Here is a 20319-nt window from a genome sequence, read left to right as displayed (position 1 = left end):
CAGCTTCGTGATCCGGTACACTGGATTTAGAACAGAACCTGCCGGGAGGAGCCTTAAATGATGCAGAAGCCGTTAAGCAAGGAAGAACAGGAATGGGTGGAGGAGACGCTTGAAGCGATGAGCCTCCGGGAACTGATCGGGCAGACGATGCAGGACCATGCGGGCAGGCTGCCGTTCAAGGGGGATGATGAGGCCGCTCTCCGCCGGTATCTGGAGCAGTATCCGGTGGGCAGCTTCTTCATCGGCGGGGAGGTTATTCAGAAGGCCGCAGGCAAAGCGGAGGATTACCGGGACTGGGCGGGACTGCTGCAAGGTATCAGCAGGTTCCCGCTGCTGTTCTCCGGTGATCTGGAATTCGGGGCAGGCTCGGCGGTGAGGAGTCTCACGGCCTTCCCGCCGCTCCTCGCGCTTGCGGCAGCAGATGATGAAGACCTGGCTTACGAATACGGAAAATATACCGCGCTGGAAGGCCGGGCGGCCGGGTTCACCTGGGCGCTGGCCCCGGGAACCGATCTGTTGCTGAATTGGGTGAATCCCGTCATTACGACCCGTTGCCTGGGAGATGACGCCGGGCGGGCGGCGCGCCTGTCCGCCGCTGTCATGCGGGGCATGCAGGAGCATGGCCTTGCGGCCTGCGCCAAGCATTTTCCCGGTGACGGGGTCGACTACAGGGATCAGCATATCATTACTACGGTGAACAGCTTATCTGAAGAGGAATGGTTCTCCACTTACGGGCAGGTGGCCGGGGAGATGATCAGCCAGGGGGTCATGTCCTATATGACCGGACATATTGCCCTTCCCTGGATCGAAGACGGGGCAGGCGGTGCTGGATCGGGGCCGGTCCCGGCAACCGTCTCGGAGCAGATTACAACAGGACTGCTGCGGGAGCGGCTTGGCTTCGACGGAGTGGTCTTGTCGGATGCGCTGGATATGGGCGGATTCTTATCCTGGGGAGACTATACGCAGCGCATCATAGACTGTTTCAATTGCGGTACGGATGTGCTGCTCTGGCCGGGAGTGCGGTACTTCGCAGTGATGGAGCAGGCGGTGGAGGACGGACGCGTCAGCCGGGAACGGCTGAAGGCCAGTGTCCGGCGGATTCTGGAGCTGAAGGCACGGCTTGGTGTGCATGCTGCCTGCGATGGGAGAGAGGACGCAAGGGCCCAGCCGCTGCTGGACGACAAGCTGCCGTCTGGTCTCGACCGGCAGGTCAGACAATTCAGCCGCGAGCTGGCCGGGCGCTGCATTACCCTGGTCCGCAACCGCACCGGCCAGCTGCCGCTGAATCCGCAGGAGGTCCGCCGGGTGCTGGTCATCATGATGAACAAGGTGACGGAGGGGCGCAGATATGAGCGGATGAATCTTTTTGTGGAGCAGCTTAAGGCCAGGGGGCTAGAGGTGGATATTCTGGATGAATTCGAGCCGCTGACGACACTGCGGCAATGGGAGCAGTCGGGGGTCCGCTGGGATGCTGCCTTCGCCCCTTATTTCCTCCCCCTGCACGGAATGATGAATACCGCCCGTCCGGTGGGCGAAGCAGCCAAAGCCATCTGGGCCATGCAGCATGCGGAGACGGTCCGGCCGATCGGTATTTCGTTCGCTACGCCATATCTGCTGCAGGACATTCCCTTCTTAGATACCCTGGTGAATGCGTATTCTCTGCATGAAGATACAGTAGAGCTGACGGTTAAGGCGCTGTTCGGAGAGATTCCGTTTCAGGGAAGCTCCCCGGTGAAGACAGAGATTCAAGCGGGCGATTACGGTTCAGGGAGGCTTCAGACGTCTTGAGTGCGAAACAGGAATCAGAGGCAAAACGGGCAGCGGGCAGGCAGCGGGAACTGGAGGCGAAGCTGCGCCAGATCTTTGAATATATGCGTCTTGAAAGGCACCAAGGGAATTGGGGAATGGATATTAACCACTGGGACTGGGTGCCCGGTGTCGGGGTCATCTCTATGCTTGAATATGGCACAGGGACTGGTCAGGATGAGGTGACGGATTACCTGCTGCACTGGGTGAACCGGAATAAGCAGAAGGCCGAAGGGGTTCGGGTTATCAATTCCCTGGCTCCCTACGCGCTCTTTCCTGAGCTGTACCGGCTGACCGGGGACCCGTGGTTTCTCAGCCGGGCGCAGGAGGTTGCCGCATGGATGCTGGAGACTGCCCCCCGGACCCGGGAAGGGGCGCTGGAGCATACCGTGACAGAGGCCGTGGAATTCCCTGAACAGGTATGGGCCGATACGGTGTATATGGCCGTGCTGTTCCTGGCCCGGCTTGCCGGTCTGACCGGCGACCAGGAGCTTGCTGCCGCCGCCGTGCAGCAGACCTTGCAGCACCTTCGGCTGCTCCAGGACCCGGCGACGGGGCTGCTATTTCATGGCTGGAACAGCCGGGCAGGCAGCCATATGTCGGCAGCCCGCTGGGCCCGGGCCAATGCCTGGGTGGCACTTGCGGTCCCGGACATTGTGGCCGGGACCGGAAGCCTGACTGCTATTCCACAGGAGCTGTACAGCCGCTACCGCAGGCTTGCTTCTGCCCTGCGGCAGGCGCAGGGGGCCGGCGGCTTGTGGCATACGGTGCTCGACCGGCCGGATTATTACGAGGAGACCTCGGCCAGCGCCGGTATTGCCTGCGGCTTCCTGAAGGCGGTGAAGAGCGGACTGCTGGAGGATGCCTATCTGGAGAGCGCGGAGGCGGCACTTGCGGGGATTCTTCCGCTCATCCGCGAAGACGGTGAGGTGCAGGGGGTATCGGGAGGCACTCCGGTAATGCCGTCGATAGCGGCCTATAACACCATTGAGAGATATCCGGCACTGTATGGGCAAGGGCTGGTGATGCAACTGCTGACAGAGGCATTGGATCTGGGGGAAATGAAGCATCGTCTTGAGAGGCAAGAGCATGAGGAGCGTCAGGAGCACCAGGGACGACAAGAGGGCCAGAGGTGTGAAGAACATGAGGAGCGCCAGGGACGACAAGAGGACCAGGGGCGTGAAGAACATGAGGAGCGCCAGGGACGACAAGAGGACCAAGGGCGTGAAGAGCATGAGGAGCGTCAGGGAGGACAAGAGGACCAAGGGCGTGAAGAACATCCAGAGCGTCAAGGGGGTCAGCGACGTCAGGAGCAATCCGAGGGGATAGGTTCATTAAATGTTGAAGGGGAGGCAGGGGGATGACGGTGAAGGATAACGCAGAAGCTGCGGGTGGAGGCCTGGATCAGCGGCAACGGCTGATTCATAAGGTGACCGGACTGGAATCCCGCTATGACTCGGACATTTGCATGCTGCGCTCCCCGTTTAGCAGCCCGGGGTATCATACGACGCTGAAGCAGGCGGAGTTCATCCACTCCACCAGAGACTCGCTCAGCTATGCGCTTGGACTGCTCGACACGGAGCTGGCCTGTTATGAAGAGCGGGCATTCGATATTATCCGGCAGGTCATCTCCTTGCAGGATACGGACCCGGCGCATGATACCTTCGGCATCTGGTCCTGGTTCTATGAGGAGCCGCTGGACCAGATGGCTCCGCCGGACTGGAATTGGGCGGACTTCTGCGGCAGCCGACTGGTGCAGGCCCTTTCGCGCCACGGCCACCGTTTCCCGCACGATCTGCGGGAAGCAGCCGTCTTGTCCATAGAGTGTGCCTGCGAAGCCATTATCCGGCGCAATGTTGGACCGGATTATACCAATATTGCGATTATTGGCGCGTTCGTGACCAGAATTGCCGGGGAGAAGCTGGGGCGTAAGGATTATGCGGACTATGGGCTGGAGCGGCTCAGGAGGCTGCATGCTCATACCCTGAAGCATGGGGCTTTTCAGGAATATAACAGCCCGGTCTACACCTACATTGCCATTCTGGAGCTGTCGAAGCTTCAGTCCGAGACCTCGGACAGCAGGGTCAAGGCATGGACCGGAGAACTGCTTGAGCTGACCTGGAGGACCGTGGCCGGGTATTATCATCCCGCCACGGCCCAGTGGTCCGGGCCGCATTCCCGCTGCTACGGGGTGCTGCTGGAGGACCAGAGCAAGGCGTTTCTGCAACTGGCGACTGGAGGAGCCGTGATGTTCTTCCCATGGGAGGAGCTGCCCTACGAAGAGGAATGGTATATGAGCGGCATTCATTGTCCCCCTGCCTATCTGAAGGGCTTCAAGGTTCCTGAGACGAAGGAGATAAGGCAACGCTTGGAAGGGGAGGAGAAAGGGCAGGAGCAGGGGACAGGGAAAGGGCGGAAGCGGGAGTTGGGCCAGGAACAAGGGCGGGATCAGGAATGGGATCAGGAGCGGAATCGGGAGCAAGGTCGGGATCAGGTGCAAGGTCGGGATCAGGGTCAGGGGCAGGGGCAGGGGCAAGATCGGGATCAGGAGCAAGGTCAGGGTCAGGTGCAAAATCAGAATCAGGGGTATGACGGCAAGTGGGCGGTCACTTATATGACTCCGCAGTGGAGCATGGGCTCCTTCGCCAATAGTGATCTGTGGAACCAAAGACGGCCGCTGCTGATCTATGCCAATAATAACGGACAGCCCTCATATCTCCGGCTCCGCTGCCTGCATGACGGCTATGACTACTGCTCCGCACGCTTCCAATCGCTGCAGGAAGCAGGCCGTGTGCTGTTCGGGATCGATTTCATGACAGATGGCGGGGATACCCATCCGAATCTGGACCGGACCGGCGGTGTGATTGCGGCTTCGGACCTGCGGCTGCGGCTGGAGGTTGGCGGCGCTCTGGAGGGAGTTACAGCCACATTAACAGAAGAAGGTACGGTTATCACCATTGCAGGGACGGAGTTTGGCCTGACAACCTGGTTCGCGGCATTCAGCGGGCAAGCGGATACAGGCAACCGATTGGTGTGGGAACTTCATAAGGCAGACGGCCAGATGAATATCGATATGATTCTCTACGCCGGTCCGCGCAGGATGCTGGACTTCACCTCCATGCAGCAGGCTGCGCTGGTGTTCTCTCTGGCGGCTGGGGAGGAGGGGAGATTGAACTCTGCCCCGCTTCTGGAGCTGACGGATGAGGGCGGCCTGCGGGTTAGCAGTGGAAGCGAGCACGAAGGGGGCAGAGCGCAGGGAGTTGCAGGAGGGAAGGCGGCGGGAGCGAATAAAGTCAACGAATGGAATGAAGCGAATGAAAATGATGAAACGAATGCTGCGAAGGGAGAGCGGGGTGTAAGAGTCGTGAACAGCATGAACAGCGCGAACAGCATGAATAGTATGAAGGGAGGTTTCGTACTTAACCTGCGGCCCGCTCCGGGAGAGTAGCTGACATCACCCCTCAAAGGCTGAATGTATGCGAAATACCGAACACAATAGGCAGGTACAAGTGCGCGAAGCCGAATGTAGTCGAAAAACCGAACACATTACACGCCGCGACGGCTGACGGGCCGAATGCTCGAAAAACTGAACACAATCGGTGCTGCTGCGAAGAGGGATGGGCCCCATGCTCCGCAGCCCGTAACATTGTAGAGATCCTGCAAAATGTGCAGCAATATTGCCCAGTAGAAGCGACTTAGGCTGAAATCTTGCATGAAATGCAACAATGTCAGCGCTAAGTTGCAGTACACACCGGAATTCCTGCAAATGATGCAACAATGTACCGTAGGTGGTAAACATTTTTAGAGGAATCCTGCAAAATGTGCAACAATGCTATCCATACAATCGGTCGGTGAGAGAGAATACTCAGAATGGGGAAGAGATAGGCGGAGCACCGCCTGGAAAGGAAGAAGCACTTCAGAACGAATGCGATAACCGGTTACAAGGTGTGGCCAAAAAGGCATATGACTGGAGGTATGTCGCCAGAAAGCGATGAGGCACCAGTATCGTTCACCCGCAGGGTAATTTGACCCTATAGTCTCATGGACAACACAAGGAGCTGGCCCCGTATTGCGGGGACCAGCTCCTGTGACTTTCAGCGATTTTATTGTGGCAGCTCTACAAAATCATCTCTGAACCGCTCGTAATCGGCGGCCCGGCATTCCAGCTTCAGGCGTGTGCCCTGCTCTTCGTAGCTGACGGACTGCACATCGGCATGTTCGTTGAAATAGGAGACAATGCTGCCCCGGTCGAAGGGGACCAGGATCTCACACTGTACATAGTCGGTGAAGATGCGGCTGCGGATCAGAGTGACCAGCTCGGCGATCCCGCGGTTTTTCTTAGCAGACAGGGTTACAGAGTTCTCCTCCACCTGCGGGTAAGGGTCCTCCCTCAGATCAGCCTTGTTGTAGGCGTACAGGGTAGGGATTCCGTCAGCGCCCAGCGCCTTCAGGGTCTCATTCGTTACCGCCATATGCTGCTCATGCTGCGGATCGGCAATATCGACGACATGAATCAACAGATCGGCTTCCGTTACCTCCTCCAGGGTCGAGCGGAACGCCTTCACCAGATGATGAGGCAGCTGGCTGACGAAGCCTACGGTGTCGGTTAACAGGAAGGTCTTGTGATCGGGCAGCGCAATGCTGCGCACTGAGGTCTCAAGCGTCGCGAACAGCATATCCTTGGCGAGCACGCCTTTGCCTGAACCGGGATGATAGGTCTCTACCAGGGTGTTCATTAAGCTGGACTTGCCGGTGTTGGTGTAGCCGACCAGACAGACCACAGGCACCTCATTCTTATGCCGCTGCTTACGCTGGATCTGACGCCTTGCGACCTGCGTCTGCAGCTCTAACTGAAGCGCCGAGATCCGCTCTTCAATCCGTCTGCGGTCCAGCTCCAGCTTCGTTTCCCCAGCTCCCCGGTTCTTCAAGCCGGCCCCGCCGCCCTGTCTGCCGAGAGATTCGCGCAGGCCGCTCAGGCGGGGAAGCATATATTGCAGCTGTGCGACCTCTACCTGCAGCTGGGCTTCCTTGGTCTTCGCCCGTGAGGCGAAGATATTCAGAATCAGAATGGTCCGGTCAATAACCTGGCGGTCCAGGGCGGACTCCAGATTGCGGATCTGGGAGGGGGACAGCTCATCGTTGAAAATAACGATCGGTGCTTCATGCTGCTCCATCAGCAGCGCAAGCTCCTGGATTTTGCCGGTTCCGATGTAATGCGAGGGGTTCACCCGGCTGGATTTCTGGCTAAGCTCAGCCACGACCTCAATCTCGCAGGCGGCTGCCAGATTGCGCAGCTCCTCCATCGAATAAGCGAAGTTCGTGTCGTTCTGCAGCTGCATGCCGACGATAACGGCTTTCTGTAGTATGGGTTCCATATATAGATCAACCTCCATAGTGTAATTTGAGCATCAAAAAAGCACAGGCAGTCTGCCTGTGCTAACAGTAGTTGGAGGAACAACAGAATAAAGTCTGGTATAGCCCGCTGCGCGGGAGCAGCTATACGGCCATGCTTGCCATAGACACCATGATGGTTCAAGCGGCAAGGGCGAGGGCCCCGGCAACTTCAAAAGATATAGAGCTAATCCTCCCGGTAAACACAGAATCTGGCAGAGCGGATACAGGCCTTATTGGGCACAGGGTACCGGTTCCGGGAATCAGTGTACGGGTTGCGGATTAACGGGTGTATGCTATGGGTTACGTGTTATGGACAGACTTATCCTGAGTCCTCTGCACAAGGCAGAGCTTTCGCGCTATGGGAAAATAATTAGCCGCGCAAAGTGCGAATCCGGATATAGTCTATCACACGCAACCCTCCGTTCTAAAAAAGTTACATTGATTTTAGCACAGTGTCTGTGAATTGACAACTGCCATGGTCTGTCAATCGACCAGAAACTTCCAATTATATCTGCATATCCTATTGAATACAGCTCTAACGGAGGGTGATAACTATGCCTATACTGACAACCAATATGTTAACAAAGAACCCTACCCCGGGAGCAGGACTCATCAGTCAGGCAGTAGTGAAGGTAGTAAACAATGGGATGGCCCAGGGATCGGTCTATTTGACTGGTTACAACAACGATGTAAGTCCCTCAACGCTGTTCGCGCAGGAGTTGTTCGAGTCGAACTATCGGGAGGTTGTGACCAAAACGTATAATATTACGCAGAATTTTTTCCAATTCAATATCTCCTACTCCCAGGAGCAGGTACGGGTGCGGATCTTCCTTGTGGACAGCAGCGGGCTCTGGAGTCCCGTTACCCTGCAGCCCGTGGCGCTTAGCCGGATTACCTCAGAGTTTCGTAACAATATCCCCGTAACGAGCAGCGACACCGCAGTCATCAGCTTCCGCAGAAGCACCACCATCGCCGTTCCTGAAGCAGTGGCCGCCGAGATCGTTCCAGACGGGCTGGAGATTCTGGCCTCTACCCCTATCCGCTATAAGGTGATAGCCGGGGGGACCGTGAATGGAGCTTTTGTGAATTACCCTACGCCGACTACGGCTATTCCAGTCACTGAAACAGCGCTGCTGGTGAACTATACCTGTACAACAGTCACCGGCGGACGGGTGCTGACTCAAGGCATCGGCTCCGGCATATCCGGAGCCTACCAGAATGTGGCGGTGAATCTGCTGAATCAGCGGCTCGCCTACGATCTTCAGCAAGTGCCGGTCACGCTGGTGGTCAGCTCGCTTGCCGGTGAGGATAATGTGGCGGCTACCTTCAGAATGTCCGAGCAATGGTGAAGGCCGAAGGGTGAAGGTCCAGTAATGCCACGCTGGCTGACTGGTAATAGACCGATGCCAGACTGATGCCAGACCTGTAGCAGATAAAAGATAGCCGGAACAGGCGGTATCCACAGTGGCGGGTTATCCCACCCATTCCCGGCGCAGCGTGAACAGATCCTTCAGCGCGTCTGTGGACAGCTCGGTGATCCAGCCCTCGGAGCCGGAGATGACGTCGTCGCTGAGCTGCTGCTTGCTCTCCAGCATCTCGTCAATCTTCTCCTCCAGCGTGCCGAGCGAGATGAACTTATGCACCTGTACATCCCGGGTCTGGCCCATACGGTAGGCACGGTCTGTGGCCTGGTTCTCCACCGCCGGATTCCACCAGCGGTCGAAATGGAACACATGGTTGGCGGCCGTCAGGTTGAGGCCGACCCCGCCCGCTTTGAGTGAGAGGATGAATACATTCGGCTGATCGGACGGCTGCGCACCGGCAGCTGCATCTGCAGTGGCTTCGCCCGCAGGCAGCGGGGGAGCCTGGAACCGCTCAATCATGCGGTCGCGCGTGCTCTTCGGCGTGCTGCCGTTCAGGTACAGCACCGGTTCCTGAAGCTCCTGCTGAAGTACTGCCTGGAGCATTTTACCCATGCCTACATACTGGGTGAAGATCAGGCAGCGCTCGTTCTCCTCGCGCAGCTCGCGCACCATCGCGAGCAGCCGTTCCAGCTTGGCGGAGCGTTCGATCAAGGAGGTGGTGTCCAGAGCGCTACCGTCTTCCGGCTCAGGCAGTGCCTCCTTGGTTAGCAGCATCGGATGGTCACAGAGCTGCTTCAGGCTGGTCAAGGCGGCGAGAATGGCCCCCTTGCGTTCGATGCCCTCCAGCTTCTGCATCCGTTCAAGCAGGCTGTTCACGTTCTGATCGTAGAGTGCGGCCTGCTCGGCCGTCAGGTTAATGTAGGTCTTCATCTCATTTTTATCCGGGAGATCAAGCTGGATCGCCGGGTCCTTCTTCTTGCGGCGCAGCATGAACGGCTTGACCAGCCGCTGCAAATCAGCGGTCCGCTCGGCATTGCGCTCCTTCTCAATGGCATTTGCGAACCGGTCCTGGAACCCCTTCGGGCTGCCGAGATAACCCGGTGTGATGAAATCGTAGATCGACCACAGCTCGGACAGCCTGTTCTCAATCGGCGTACCAGTCAGGGCGATCCGGTGCAAGGCCGGGAAGCTGCGCACGGCGGCGGACTGCTTCGTTCCGGCGTTTTTGATATTCTGTGCTTCATCCAGGCATACGGTTGCCCAGGTGAACTGCTTCAGCAGCTCCTGGTCCAGTGCAGCGGTAGCGTAAGAGGTAAGCACAACATCCGCCTGCGAAGCCGCGCCGTAGAAATATCCGGCATCCAGCCGCCGGCTTCCGTAATGAAGCATTACATTCAGGGAAGGCGCGAAGCGCTGCAGCTCCTTCTGCCAGTTGCCCAGCACGGAGGTCGGACAGATGATCAGCGAAGGCCAGCCGGCCGGCTCGGTCTGCCGCCGGGCCACGGGTGCGCCGGAAGCTGCGGCTTCCTCCTCCTGCTCCTTCAGATGGAGCAGGTAGGAGATCAGCTGCACCGTCTTGCCAAGCCCCATGTCATCGGCCAGGCAAGCGCCCAGCCCGAAGCGGCGGAGGAAGACCAGCCAGGCGAAGCCCTCATGCTGGTAGCTTCGAAGCTCGGCATGCAGACCGGCCGGCACCTCCGGCTTCGGCCACTGGCTACGCTGCCCCAGCTGTCCGATCAGCTTCAAGAGGTGCTCGTTCAGTTCGACCTCCAGCCGGACGCGAACCGCTTCTTCCTCGGCACGCTGCGCTTCCGCTTCCTCCGAATCGCCGTCTGCACCTTCGTTCAGCAGGTGCAGCTGCAGCACATCCTGGAAGGACAAGCCGCGCGACTTGTCCATCCCGGCCATGGCCCGCTGAATCTGCGCCAGCAGCGCAGGGTCCAGCGGAATCCACTTGCCGCGGAACTGGACGAGGCGTTCCCCGCGCGCTACGAGGTCGGCGAACTCCGCCTCGGTCAGGTCGGCGTCGCCGATGGAGATGCGCCAGTCGAAATCGACGAGCGCATCCAGGCCGAACAGCGACTGCCCGCGGCTGCCCTCAGCCGTGCCGGAGCTGATCTTCGCGCGCAGGCGCGGCTTCCTGCGGCTGGCGGCTTCCCACCACGCCGGCAGCAGCACCTGCCAGCCCGCCTCCAGCAGAGCGCGGCTGTCGGCCGTAAGGAACCGCCACGCGACCTCGTCGCCGAGCGGCTCTGCCAGCACATCGGCGCCGCGCCCGATGTGCTCCGGAAGGCTGTCACGCAGCCGTGACAGCCACCCGCCCGCGCGCTCGTGGACATGCGCTGTCCACGCTGCGGGCCAAGTGCCATGCGGCTCGCCGTCCCCGGTGAGCCGCAGCGGCACAAGCGCGGACTCGTCGCGCTTGTCCTGGAGGAGCAGCTGGAGCCGCCAGTGCGGCAGCTCATCGTCAGGCTCAAGCAGCTGCAGCACCGGCCGGAACGGCGCGGTGTCTGCCTTCCAGCCGATGGACATCAGCCAGCTGTCCTCGTCCATACCGGCTGCGCTTCTCCCGCCTGCGCTGAACAGCAGCGGGAATTCACTGCGCAGATCACCGGCCTGCGCCTCGGTGCTGTAGTGCCGCTGGAAGACCGCCGCCGAGAAGGCGGCCTGCAGCCCTTCGGCGAACCCGCTGCGCTCCTGAAGACGATGCAGCGCGGCCGCATCGTCCCAGTCTGCCTCGGCGGCTTCCGCCAGCACTTGCTCCGTCCAGGCCCAGCGGAGCTGGCCTTCACGGTAGGCTGCGAAGCTCGGGGCATACTGACGGGCCTCCAGCATTCCGGCCAGCAGCGGGGCTAGCCGGGTCAGCAGCTGGGCATCGCCCTGCCAGCTCCAGCCGACATGCCGGAGCAGCCGCAGGTCCGCAAAGAACGGCAGGACCTGCTCGGCAGGCAGCACCACCAGCTCGACCTCATCGGCCTTCGAGGTGCTGAGCTCCGTACCGTAGAAGGATTCCTCATGCCAGGCGAACAGCTTCTGCTTGAGCTGGACACCGGGCATATAATCATCCCGGTCATCCACACCGTAGATCAGCGCATCGCCATACTGGGTAAGGGCGAGCTGGACAGTAATATTGCGCATCTTCATATTCATGGGATCAGTTTTCCTTTCCGCAGCTCCTCCTGTAGGGCGCGCAGGCGGCTGTGTCTATCTGTGAAGCCGTCCAGGAACACTTCCCAGCGTGCTTCGCGTTTCAGTTTTTTATACAGCTTGGCGAGCCGCTTCAGCAGCTTCACGGCCGCTTTGTAGCTGTGCCGGTTCTTCTCCAGCACGAAGCGCTCCACCGCCTGATGATAGAACGGCAGGAGCAGCTCCGGCGCATTCTTCTCAATCGGCTGCAGGTCGCTCACCCGGAAGTCGGAAGGCTGATGGCCGGAGGAGATCTGCATATCCATCCATTCCTGCCATTTGCCGTAGGCAAGCAGTTGGGCTTCATAGATCTCGCGGGACAGCGGCAGCATACCGGACAGCGTATCCCACATCTGCGGCTCCGCTTCGGGCAGGCGGCGCACCGCCTCATCCCAGTAGCCCGCATAATCCAGCAGATTGTACATTCGGCTGTTCAGCAGCGGGCCGAGCGCGGCCAGCCACAGGGCCAGGCGTCTCCACTGGCCGGCTTCGGCCAGCGGAGGCAGGAAGCTCATCAGCTCCTCCGGGTGCAGCCCGGGCCGTTCGGACGCTGTGTGCAGCTTCTCTATAGCCGCAGCATCCTCATGAAGCAGAGCGTACATCCGGCTCTCGGCCAGCAGCAGGGCGTGGCGGGGAGCAGCGGCGCTTAGCCCTTCTCCGGCTTGTTGCAGCTCCTTCAGCTCTTTGGTGTACAGCTCCGGTCCGCTTAGATTCGGGGTAATCCAGTTGATCCACAGCAGGCTGTAACAAGCAGAGAAATAAGGCTGTTCTCTGGCGCGGTCGCGGGCCTCCGTCAGCATCTCGCTCCGCAGATAGGCAATCGTATCGTAGACTCTCGGCCACTCCGCAGGGGCCTCTGCCAGCGGCAGCCCCCGCTGCATCAGGTCTGTAATATGCTTTTGCAGCTCGGAAATCGCAATAGAAGTGTAGTAGCCCACAGAATAACCAAGGGAGGAGAGGTTGGCCGAGAGCGGCTGGCCGCCAGGCCGGATCAGGCTCTCCAGCACACAGAGATGAGCATGGAGCTTGAACAGCATGGCGGCAGCGGGAGGCAGCTTGGGCTGGCCCCCGGTGATGGCGGCGAGCGCCCGGTCGGCATACTGCGGGTTGCGCACCGTATGAGCAAGCGGCTCCACCAGCAGCGCCATGTATTCTCGCCACTGCTGCACCGTAGCCTCAGGAATCAGGGCGGCCAGCTTCTTCAGTTGTTCCCCGCGCCGTCCCGGAACAGCGGATGCCGGAGCAGAATGAAGCTTGGGCTGGTCAATCAGCGCCTTGGCGTTCGCGATGGAGTGCACAGGCCGCTCCTGTTCCTCGGCGTATTGCATCAGCACAGCCGCCATATGCTTGCACATCCCGGATACAGGGCAATCGCAATGGCTCTCCTGCAGATCGTCCAGGTCAATGGAGACCGCATAATCCTCCCGCCCTTCGACCAGCGCCATGATTCTGTACGGCGTGACCATTCTGAAGGCCTGCACGCGTTGCTGCTTATAATATTGAAATCCCCGTTTCAAGGTCAGATCATCGAAAGAATGGGCAACCTCCGAGATGAGCTTATCCCACCCGGCAGCATCCATGGTATAGTTTGACTGCATCGCTATCGTTCTCCTGTAGCAGATTGGGTGAATCCATCGTTCCATTATATCATTATTGTATAGCGTATCCCGGAAAAGTCTGAAATCCTGGCAGGTATGATATGCCCCATATTGAAAAATTAGGGGAACATGCTAATCTGAAATCTAAACCTATGAGCAACCGCTGGAAGGATGAAGCTTAAGCAATGCTGCGATTTAAAATGAAATATCTGCTGCACAACAAACAGAACCGTCTAATCCTGATGCTGACAGCCGGGGTATCCCTTCTGATTACTATGATTGGTCTATTCTCCTATAGAGAGTACCGTAATGCACTGGACACCGAGCTGAATACACCGAATATTGAACTGCTGCAGATTAATGTAGATGTTACGAACCGGGCCTTCCGGGAATCCGACAACAAGGCAGTGGATCTGTCCTTCCATCCCGCTGTACTGAGCTATATCAATGCGTCTGAGGCGGATAACCGGGGCAGAGCCGCAACGGCGCAGGAATACCTTAAGGCGCTGGCGACAGAGCCGGATGTACACGCGATCAGCGTGGTCAAATTCAAGGACCGGTCTGTGCTCTCCAGCCGCTACGGCTATGTTCCGTCCTGGGGGGAGGCGCCTGAGCATGAGTGGGAGTCCTGGATCGGGGGAATGAAGGAGAAGCCGCTTTTGATCAAAAGAAGGCTGTATACCGGCCCCGGTTCCCGCCCCGGTGATACTGAGCTGTTATCGCTCGCCCGGCCGGTGGTGGTGAACGGCGAAGTGGCCGGTGCCGTGCTGATTGATCTGGATTACGATACGCTGTTCTCCAAAATGTACACCCATCTCTCCAGCTACCAGCTCGTCTATAACCTGGAAGGAGAGCTGATCTACCCCAAGCTGAATCTTCCGTTCCCGCAGGCGGAGCTGGGAAAGGTGCTGGAGGACATCGATGTCAGTCCCTTTGCCCATGTCACCATCGGAGGCCAGGCCTACATGGCGAATCAGACCTTCTCCAATGTGACCGGCTGGCGCCTGCTCTCGCTCGTACCCATGGAGCAGCTGCTCAAAAATGTGAAGATTGCGCGGAATATGATGCTGATGCTGTCACTGATCTCCATCGCCGTAGGTCTCGCTGCCATGTATTATTACAATTTTGCCGCCTTCCGGCCGCTCAAACGGATCAACAAGCTGCTGCTTCCTGAGCAGAAGGCAGCCGGGCAGGGCGGACTGTACGATCTGGAGCCGGTCATCGGCAAGCTGGTCGGTGATTTCCGCAGTAAATCGCTGGTGGCGGACTGGAGTCTCCCGGAGCTGCGCTCCAAATTCCTGCAGGACCTGATCACGCGGAGTATCGGCACACAGGAGACACAGACCCGGTTTGAGCACTACTTTACCGGCTGGAAGGAAGGTCCGTTCGAGCTGCTGGTCTTATCCATAGACCGGCATACCGAGTGGTCCGCGGGCTTTAAGGAAGAGGATCAAATGCTGCTCAAATACGCGATGATTAACATGGCCTATGAAATCTGCGAAGCTTCCTGGCGGACCGTGGTCGCTGCGCCGCAGCAGGACAGTCTCGTCATCCTGTTACAGGCGGCAGGCGGAGAGGAGCGGGAGCTGTATGCAGATGCCCGGCGGCTGGCGGCTGCCATGCTCGATGTGCTGAAGATTCCGGTGTCCGTTGGCATCGGTGAACAAGCAGGCTCAATTACCCATATCGCCCAGTCCTACTTAGAGGCGCAGACTGCGCTCTCCTACCGGTTATATGAAGGGTATTCCCATGTACGGGTCTATTCCCGCGCAGAGAACAAATATGAAGAGAGCAGCGGGGCGGCAGATGAGCTATGGAAGCAGGAAATGCTGAACGCCCTGAGAGCATCCGATGCCGCCGCTGCACAGGATTGGATCCGCAGAGGGATTGCCGAGACCCGCAAGCGGGGAATTCAGCCGCAAAAAGTATTCCGCTCGCTAAGTGACCTGCTGGAGGAGATTCTGCATATGGCGGCTGCCGGGGGATACCCGGTGCCTGCGGAGCTGGCTGACTACACCTGGCATCAGGTGACAACGATGGAGCTTAATGAGATTGAGCAGATGCTGTGCAGCATAGCGGTTCAGCTATCGGACGCCTTCGGGGCGCACCGGCAATCGAAGGAGTTCCTGCTGGTTCAGAATCTTATAGAGTATATGAAGGAGAATCTGCAATTCAATATCGGGCTGTCTGATATCGCCTCCCATGTGAACATGGGGGTATCCTCGGTGAGCACCATCTTCAAGGAAGAGACCGGAACTACCGTCTATGACTATCTGACCAACTTGAGAATCAATAGAGCCTGCGAGCTGCTGCAGGACAGCAGTCTGAGAATTGCCGAGATTGCCCAGCAGGTGGGTTATCAGAATGAGAACAGCTTCATCCGGGTCTTCCGCAAGATTAAATCGACCACACCCGGCAAGTTCAGGGAGAGCAGCAAATCTTCCAAGGAGTATGCAGATCGGCCAAAACCGCGCCATTCCGGCGTTTCTGAGGATTCGGAATAAGATTATGCGATTGAAGGCATACCCCCGGTTGCGATAAAGTTCTATTTGAGAAAACTTTCACATCCTCCATGGCAGGCTGCTGATACTCAAATAAAACGGGGGTGAGGGCACGGGCGCAAGGCTAGGCATCAAGCATCTGGAGGCTGCCCGATTACTTCTAATTAGAGAAGAGGGATGGACTTGAAACGTACAACTCGAATAGGACTCTGGACAGCAGCTGTAGCGGCAGTGGTCCTGCTGGTGCTTAGAATCGGCAATCCGGCGGGCGGCGGCCCGGGCCAGGAGACGGTGGGCACCGGTTATCCCGGACGGCCAATCACACTGCTTGTGCCCTACGCCGCAGGAGGAGGAACGGACGCCACCGCGCGAGCGCTCGCCACCGCGACAGAGAAGGTGCTGGGCCAGCCGGTAATTGTGGTTAACCGCACCGGCGGCGGTGGCTCCGTAGGACTGATGGAAGGCGCGAATGCCAAGGGAGACGGCTATACCGTGACTTTTTTGCCGGCCGAGCTGACCATTCTTCCACATCTGGGATTATTGCCGATTACCTATGAGAGATTCAAACCGATCGCTCAGACGAATTTTGATCCTTCCGCCATCACCGTAAGACAGGACGCGCCATGGCAGGACGTCAATGAATTTCTCGACTTTGCGAAAGCGCATCCAGAGGAATTGAAAATGGGAAACGCAGGAACGGGGAGTATTTGGCACTTGGCCGCCGTAACGTTGGAACGGGAGACCGGTGTGAAGTTCGCGCATATTCCCTTTGAAGGTGCAGGGCCGGCCGTCTCCGCCTTAATGGACGGATTCGTGGATGCGGTACCGGTCAGTCCCGCCGAGGTGAAGAAGTATGTGGATGAAGGGAAGCTGCGGATATTGGCAGTCAATGCCGATAAGCGCTCAGAGGCGCTGCCGGATGTGCCGACCCTGGAAGAGCAGACCGGAATTCATGTGAACTTCACAGGAACATGGAGAGGACTGGCTGTACCGAAGGATACGCCGGATGCGATTGCGGAGGTATTGGCCGGGGCATTTATCAAAGGGACCGAAGACAGGGAATTCCGCGAATATATGAATTCGAACGGGCTGGGGCTGCTGGTGAAGGACGGCAAAGCCTTTGCGAAGCAGCTCAAGGAGAGCGATGATCTGTTCGCCGCCATGATTCCCGAGCTTGGACTAAGCCGCAAGTAGAACATACACACTCATCACGAGTAAGAAAGGGTAGGGTAATCATATGAAAATCAAAAAGACACTGGATCGGATTCCCGGCGGAATGATGCTCATTCCACTATTTCTGGGAGCGATCATTCACACTGCTTTTCCTGATGCGGGCGAATATTTCGGAGGGTTCACCAAAGGCCTGATGACCGGCACCGTGCCGATTCTGGCCGTGTGGTTCTTCTGTATGGGAGCCGCGATCGATGTCAGAGCTACCGGAACCGTACTGCGCAAATCCGGTACGCTGGTATTGACCAAGATCGCCGTAGCTTGGGTCGTAGCTATGATCGCGATCCAGTTCCTGCCTGAGGGCGGGGTGCAAACCGGCTTCTTCGCCGGACTGTCGGTCCTCGCCATCATCTCTGCTATGGATATGACCAACGGCGGGCTGTACGCTTCCATTATGCAGCAGTATGGGACCAAGGAAGAATCCGGTGCCTTCGTGCTGATGTCACTAGAATCCGGGCCGCTCGTAACCATGCTCATTCTGGGCAGCACCGGTGTGGCTGTATTTGAACCGCATCTCTTCGTTGGCGCTGTCCTGCCGTTCCTCGTCGGGTTCATCCTGGGGAACCTGGATCATGATCTGCGCGCCTACTTCGGCCGAGCTACTCAGACGCTCATTCCCTTCTTCGGCTTCGCTCTGGGGAGCTCGATCGATCTTGGCGTTATCGTTGACACTGGCCTGCTCGGTATTCTGCTTGGTATTGTCGTTATCATTATTACCGGTATCCCGCTGATTCTGGCTGACAAGTTCATTGGCCGCGGCAACGGAACTGCCGGACTGGCCGCTTCCAGTACCGCAGGTGCTGCGGTCGCCAACCCTATGCTGGTAGCGAACATGAAGCCCGAATTCCTGCCGGCCGCCCAGTCCGCTACAGCGCTGGTAGCCGCATCCGTGATCGTTACATCCATTCTCGTCCCGGTCATCACAGCTTACTATTCCGACTACATGAAGAAGAAGAATCCCCCGGCAGCAGAGGGACCTGTAGCTGCTAAAGTTCAGAAGGCAGCGGGCTAAACAGCGGATAACAACGTATATAACACATAATAATTTGTGAGACTTAGGTTGATCAGAACCCCCGGACAGCGTTAGGGCTGCTCCGGGGGCTTTTTTTTAATCATCTGAATGAAGGAAGAGTAGATGGAGAAATCCTGCAAGAAGTGCAACAATGAAATCCATACAAGCGGTTGGTGAGTGGACCCGTTAGGGTGATTTTGTTCTTAGTTCAAGCAATCAAACGAATAAATACATAATATTGATTTTATAGAAAACACCCTTTTCCCGGGAGCTAACTTTGGCATATAAGTTCCTTACTCCGGGATGGCCCGGATCAGCTCAGTATAAGAGAGGCCGGGGAACTTAAAGGTTGTTACAGTACCGTCGCTAAGCGTGTGATAACCACTATATACACCTTTGTTGTAGCTAAAAGAATCCTGGAACAGATCGGAAATATACGCTGGCTGCACACCGCCGAATGTAGTAGCAGGATAACCTGGGATATCTGCCTCCGAAGCTTGCCATACGGCTGTGGCCGCTGTGCCTGCAATCTCAACCACTGTGGTTATTTCTCCATTGCTGTAGGCATAACGGGTGGCGTCCTTTGAGGCAAAGGCATACGAGTAGTAATGGGATTGATCACTTTGTACTCTTGTACCGGGTTTAAAAGCGTAGCGCACCGGCAACGAAATGGCCGCCAGGCGGGCCTGCTTAAGATCTGCTGAATGGATGGCCTGGGCATCAGGAGTGAAATTCTTGGATTGAATGAAGATGATCTCCCTTATCTTTTCATAGTACACACTGTATCCAAATGCTTCACTGACAAACTTTGCGGGAACCATGATTCGTCCGTTGTAATTATTGGCTTCACTGTCCATCTGTACAGGCTGGCCATTCTTATAAGCATTAGACTGTCCCTGAGTCATTTCAAAGAGGTCGTTGGAGGAATTCGTGATTGTTACCATATGGCGGGTAGCGTCCCATGAATATTGGAGCCCCAGGGAAGCAAGCGTGCGGATGGGAATCATCGTTCGGCCAGACTGTATAAAAGGACTGCTATCAGCAGAGATAAAAGCACCATTGATGTTAACCTGTATAGGTCTTGTGGTTGACCGGGCCGGGCTGGAAGCAGGGGCTGCCAGAATAACGTTGGGAAGCATAAGCATGAACAGCATAATGCAACAGGCAGGAAGCCACCTTTTTAATGAAGACATAGACCAATCATTCCCTTCCAGTTATTTGTATATATTGATTATAGCGTGAGAATTGAGAGGTTAACAATCCGTTACCCTGGCCCGGAAAAAAGCCCTCCAGATGCCTTTATGGCTGGTAGAGGGCTTATAGGGAATGTTGCATTTTATTTCTTTACCACAGGAATCCATACCTCGCAAATACATTCATCGTGCTCATCATTCGTCCAGAAGTATTTCTCAATGCACGGACCTTCTACTTGTTCAAAGCCTGACGACGGGAACCATTCCGCATAGATCCGCCGCCACACATTCTTAATGTCTGACCCCAGCTCCGGGTCATTTGGCACTTTATCCAGGCAATCGAATACAGCATACGTCTGGCCGGGTATAGTCAGGTTAACCAGCTCTTCTGATACCTTCTGACCTTCCGGCAGCTCGGTTCCCATCAGATAGCGTTTCGTCCCATCCTCACGGAAGTCATAGTAATAACCGAACAGCAGCGAACCGGAAGGCCTTCCGGCACATTCGTTAATAAGGTCATGCGTACCATCGTTCCAGATTTTCTCAACGAATGCAGGGATTTCACTATAAGCATCCTGGTGGATAATAACCTCCTTACCCATGACGCGGTAGCCCTTCTCTTCAACCATCCTGTAATTCATTTCGCTTTCCCCTTTGATCTGAATTTGAAAGGAGATGCGGGGGAACGATTTGAGCTTCACGTTCTTTTTCTTCGCCATATTGGGGGTCACCCCATGCACCCGCTGAAACGCTCGGGCGAAGGCCTCAGGCGTCTCGTACCCGTACTTCAGCGCAATGTCGATCACCTTGCCGTCCGTCCCTGCCAGTTCTTCCGCCGCCAGTGTAAGCCTCCGGTTACGTACATATTCGGTAACAGTGAACCCTGTCAAGGCATGGAACATCCGCTGAAAATGGTACTTCGAGGTCATCGCCACTCCGGCAATATCCTCGACGCCGATGGCGTTATGCAGATTCTGCTCTACGTAATCAATCGCCTGTTGGAGCAGCCGTATCGTCTCCATCTCCGCACCTCCC

12 protein-coding genes are annotated in these 20319 nt (G+C 57.1%); 7 read left to right on the top strand and 5 right to left on the bottom strand.

Features of this window, described 5'->3' with window-relative positions; translation table 11 throughout:
* Positions 1–57 precede the first annotated feature (57 nt).
* From MKY64_RS25955 to MKY64_RS25945, 3 genes are read left to right on the top strand one after another with little or no spacing between them, the layout of a single operon-like run.
* On the top strand, positions 58–1788 hold the full coding sequence (locus MKY64_RS25955; protein WP_340956695.1) for a glycoside hydrolase family 3 protein: 1731 nt from the start codon (positions 58–60) through the stop codon (positions 1786–1788).
* Complete coding sequence (locus tag MKY64_RS25950) at positions 1785–3170, top strand: glycoside hydrolase family 88/105 protein (protein ID WP_340956694.1); 1386 nt, start codon at positions 1785–1787, stop codon at positions 3168–3170. Before MKY64_RS25955 ends, MKY64_RS25950 begins: the two co-directional genes overlap by 4 nt.
* Entirely contained in the window at positions 3167–5254 is a 2088-nt protein-coding gene (locus tag MKY64_RS25945) for a hypothetical protein (protein WP_340956693.1), read from the top strand. Before MKY64_RS25950 ends, MKY64_RS25945 begins: the two co-directional genes overlap by 4 nt.
* A gap of 655 nt (positions 5255–5909) precedes the next feature.
* Here the strand turns inward: MKY64_RS25945 and hflX are convergent.
* The gene (gene hflX / locus MKY64_RS25940) at positions 5910–7181 is read right to left on the bottom strand and encodes a GTPase HflX (protein WP_340956692.1); all 1272 of its coding nucleotides are present in this window, start codon (positions 7179–7181) and stop codon (positions 5910–5912) included.
* A gap of 573 nt (positions 7182–7754) precedes the next feature.
* On the opposite strand from hflX, the gene MKY64_RS25935 reads away from it, so the two are divergent.
* Positions 7755–8549, top strand: coding sequence for a hypothetical protein (locus MKY64_RS25935; protein WP_340956690.1), 795 nt, complete (start codon positions 7755–7757; stop codon positions 8547–8549).
* Positions 8550–8672: 123 nt separating this feature from the next.
* On the opposite strand, the gene MKY64_RS25930 is transcribed toward MKY64_RS25935, so the two are convergent.
* Positions 8673–11714 (bottom strand): DEAD/DEAH box helicase, encoded by a 3042-nt coding sequence (locus MKY64_RS25930; RefSeq protein ID WP_340956687.1) that lies wholly within the window; start codon positions 11712–11714, stop codon positions 8673–8675.
* The gene (locus MKY64_RS25925) at positions 11711–13348 is read right to left on the bottom strand and encodes an SWIM zinc finger family protein (protein ID WP_340956685.1); all 1638 of its coding nucleotides are present in this window, start codon (positions 13346–13348) and stop codon (positions 11711–11713) included. Before MKY64_RS25925 ends, MKY64_RS25930 begins: the two co-directional genes overlap by 4 nt.
* 185 nt (positions 13349–13533) lie before the next feature.
* Here MKY64_RS25925 and MKY64_RS25920 point away from each other — a divergent pair, with 185 nt between their 5' ends.
* The 3 genes from MKY64_RS25920 to kdgT all read left to right on the top strand — a co-directional run bounded on the left by MKY64_RS25920 (position 13534) and on the right by kdgT (position 18091).
* Entirely contained in the window at positions 13534–15852 is a 2319-nt protein-coding gene (locus MKY64_RS25920; RefSeq protein WP_340956683.1) for a helix-turn-helix domain-containing protein, read from the top strand.
* Positions 15853–16026: 174 nt separating this feature from the next.
* Positions 16027–17043 carry a tripartite tricarboxylate transporter substrate binding protein gene (locus MKY64_RS25915; RefSeq protein WP_339312361.1) on the top strand — a complete coding sequence of 339 codons (1017 nt, stop codon included), beginning with the start codon at positions 16027–16029 and terminating at the stop codon, positions 17041–17043.
* 43 nt (positions 17044–17086) lie between these two features.
* Entirely contained in the window at positions 17087–18091 is a 1005-nt protein-coding gene (kdgT, locus tag MKY64_RS25910) for a 2-keto-3-deoxygluconate transporter (RefSeq protein ID WP_340956681.1), read from the top strand.
* 293 nt (positions 18092–18384) lie between these two features.
* Here the strand turns inward: kdgT and MKY64_RS25905 are convergent, their stop codons facing one another.
* On the bottom strand, positions 18385–19230 hold the full coding sequence (locus MKY64_RS25905) for a copper amine oxidase N-terminal domain-containing protein (RefSeq protein ID WP_340956679.1): 846 nt from the start codon (positions 19228–19230) through the stop codon (positions 18385–18387).
* 197 nt (positions 19231–19427) lie between these two features.
* Positions 19428–20306 (bottom strand): AraC family transcriptional regulator, encoded by an 879-nt coding sequence (locus MKY64_RS25900; protein WP_340956676.1) that lies wholly within the window; start codon positions 20304–20306, stop codon positions 19428–19430.
* Between the last annotated feature and the right edge of the window lie 13 nt (positions 20307–20319).

Origin of the sequence: Paenibacillus sp. FSL R7-0210 (assembly GCF_038009085.1) — a bacterium.
Taxonomy (GTDB): Bacteria; Bacillota; Bacilli; order Paenibacillales; family Paenibacillaceae; genus Paenibacillus_AQ; species Paenibacillus_AQ silagei.
The sequence above is the reverse complement of the archived record's forward strand: the minus strand, read 5'-3'. Positions and strand labels throughout refer to the sequence as shown.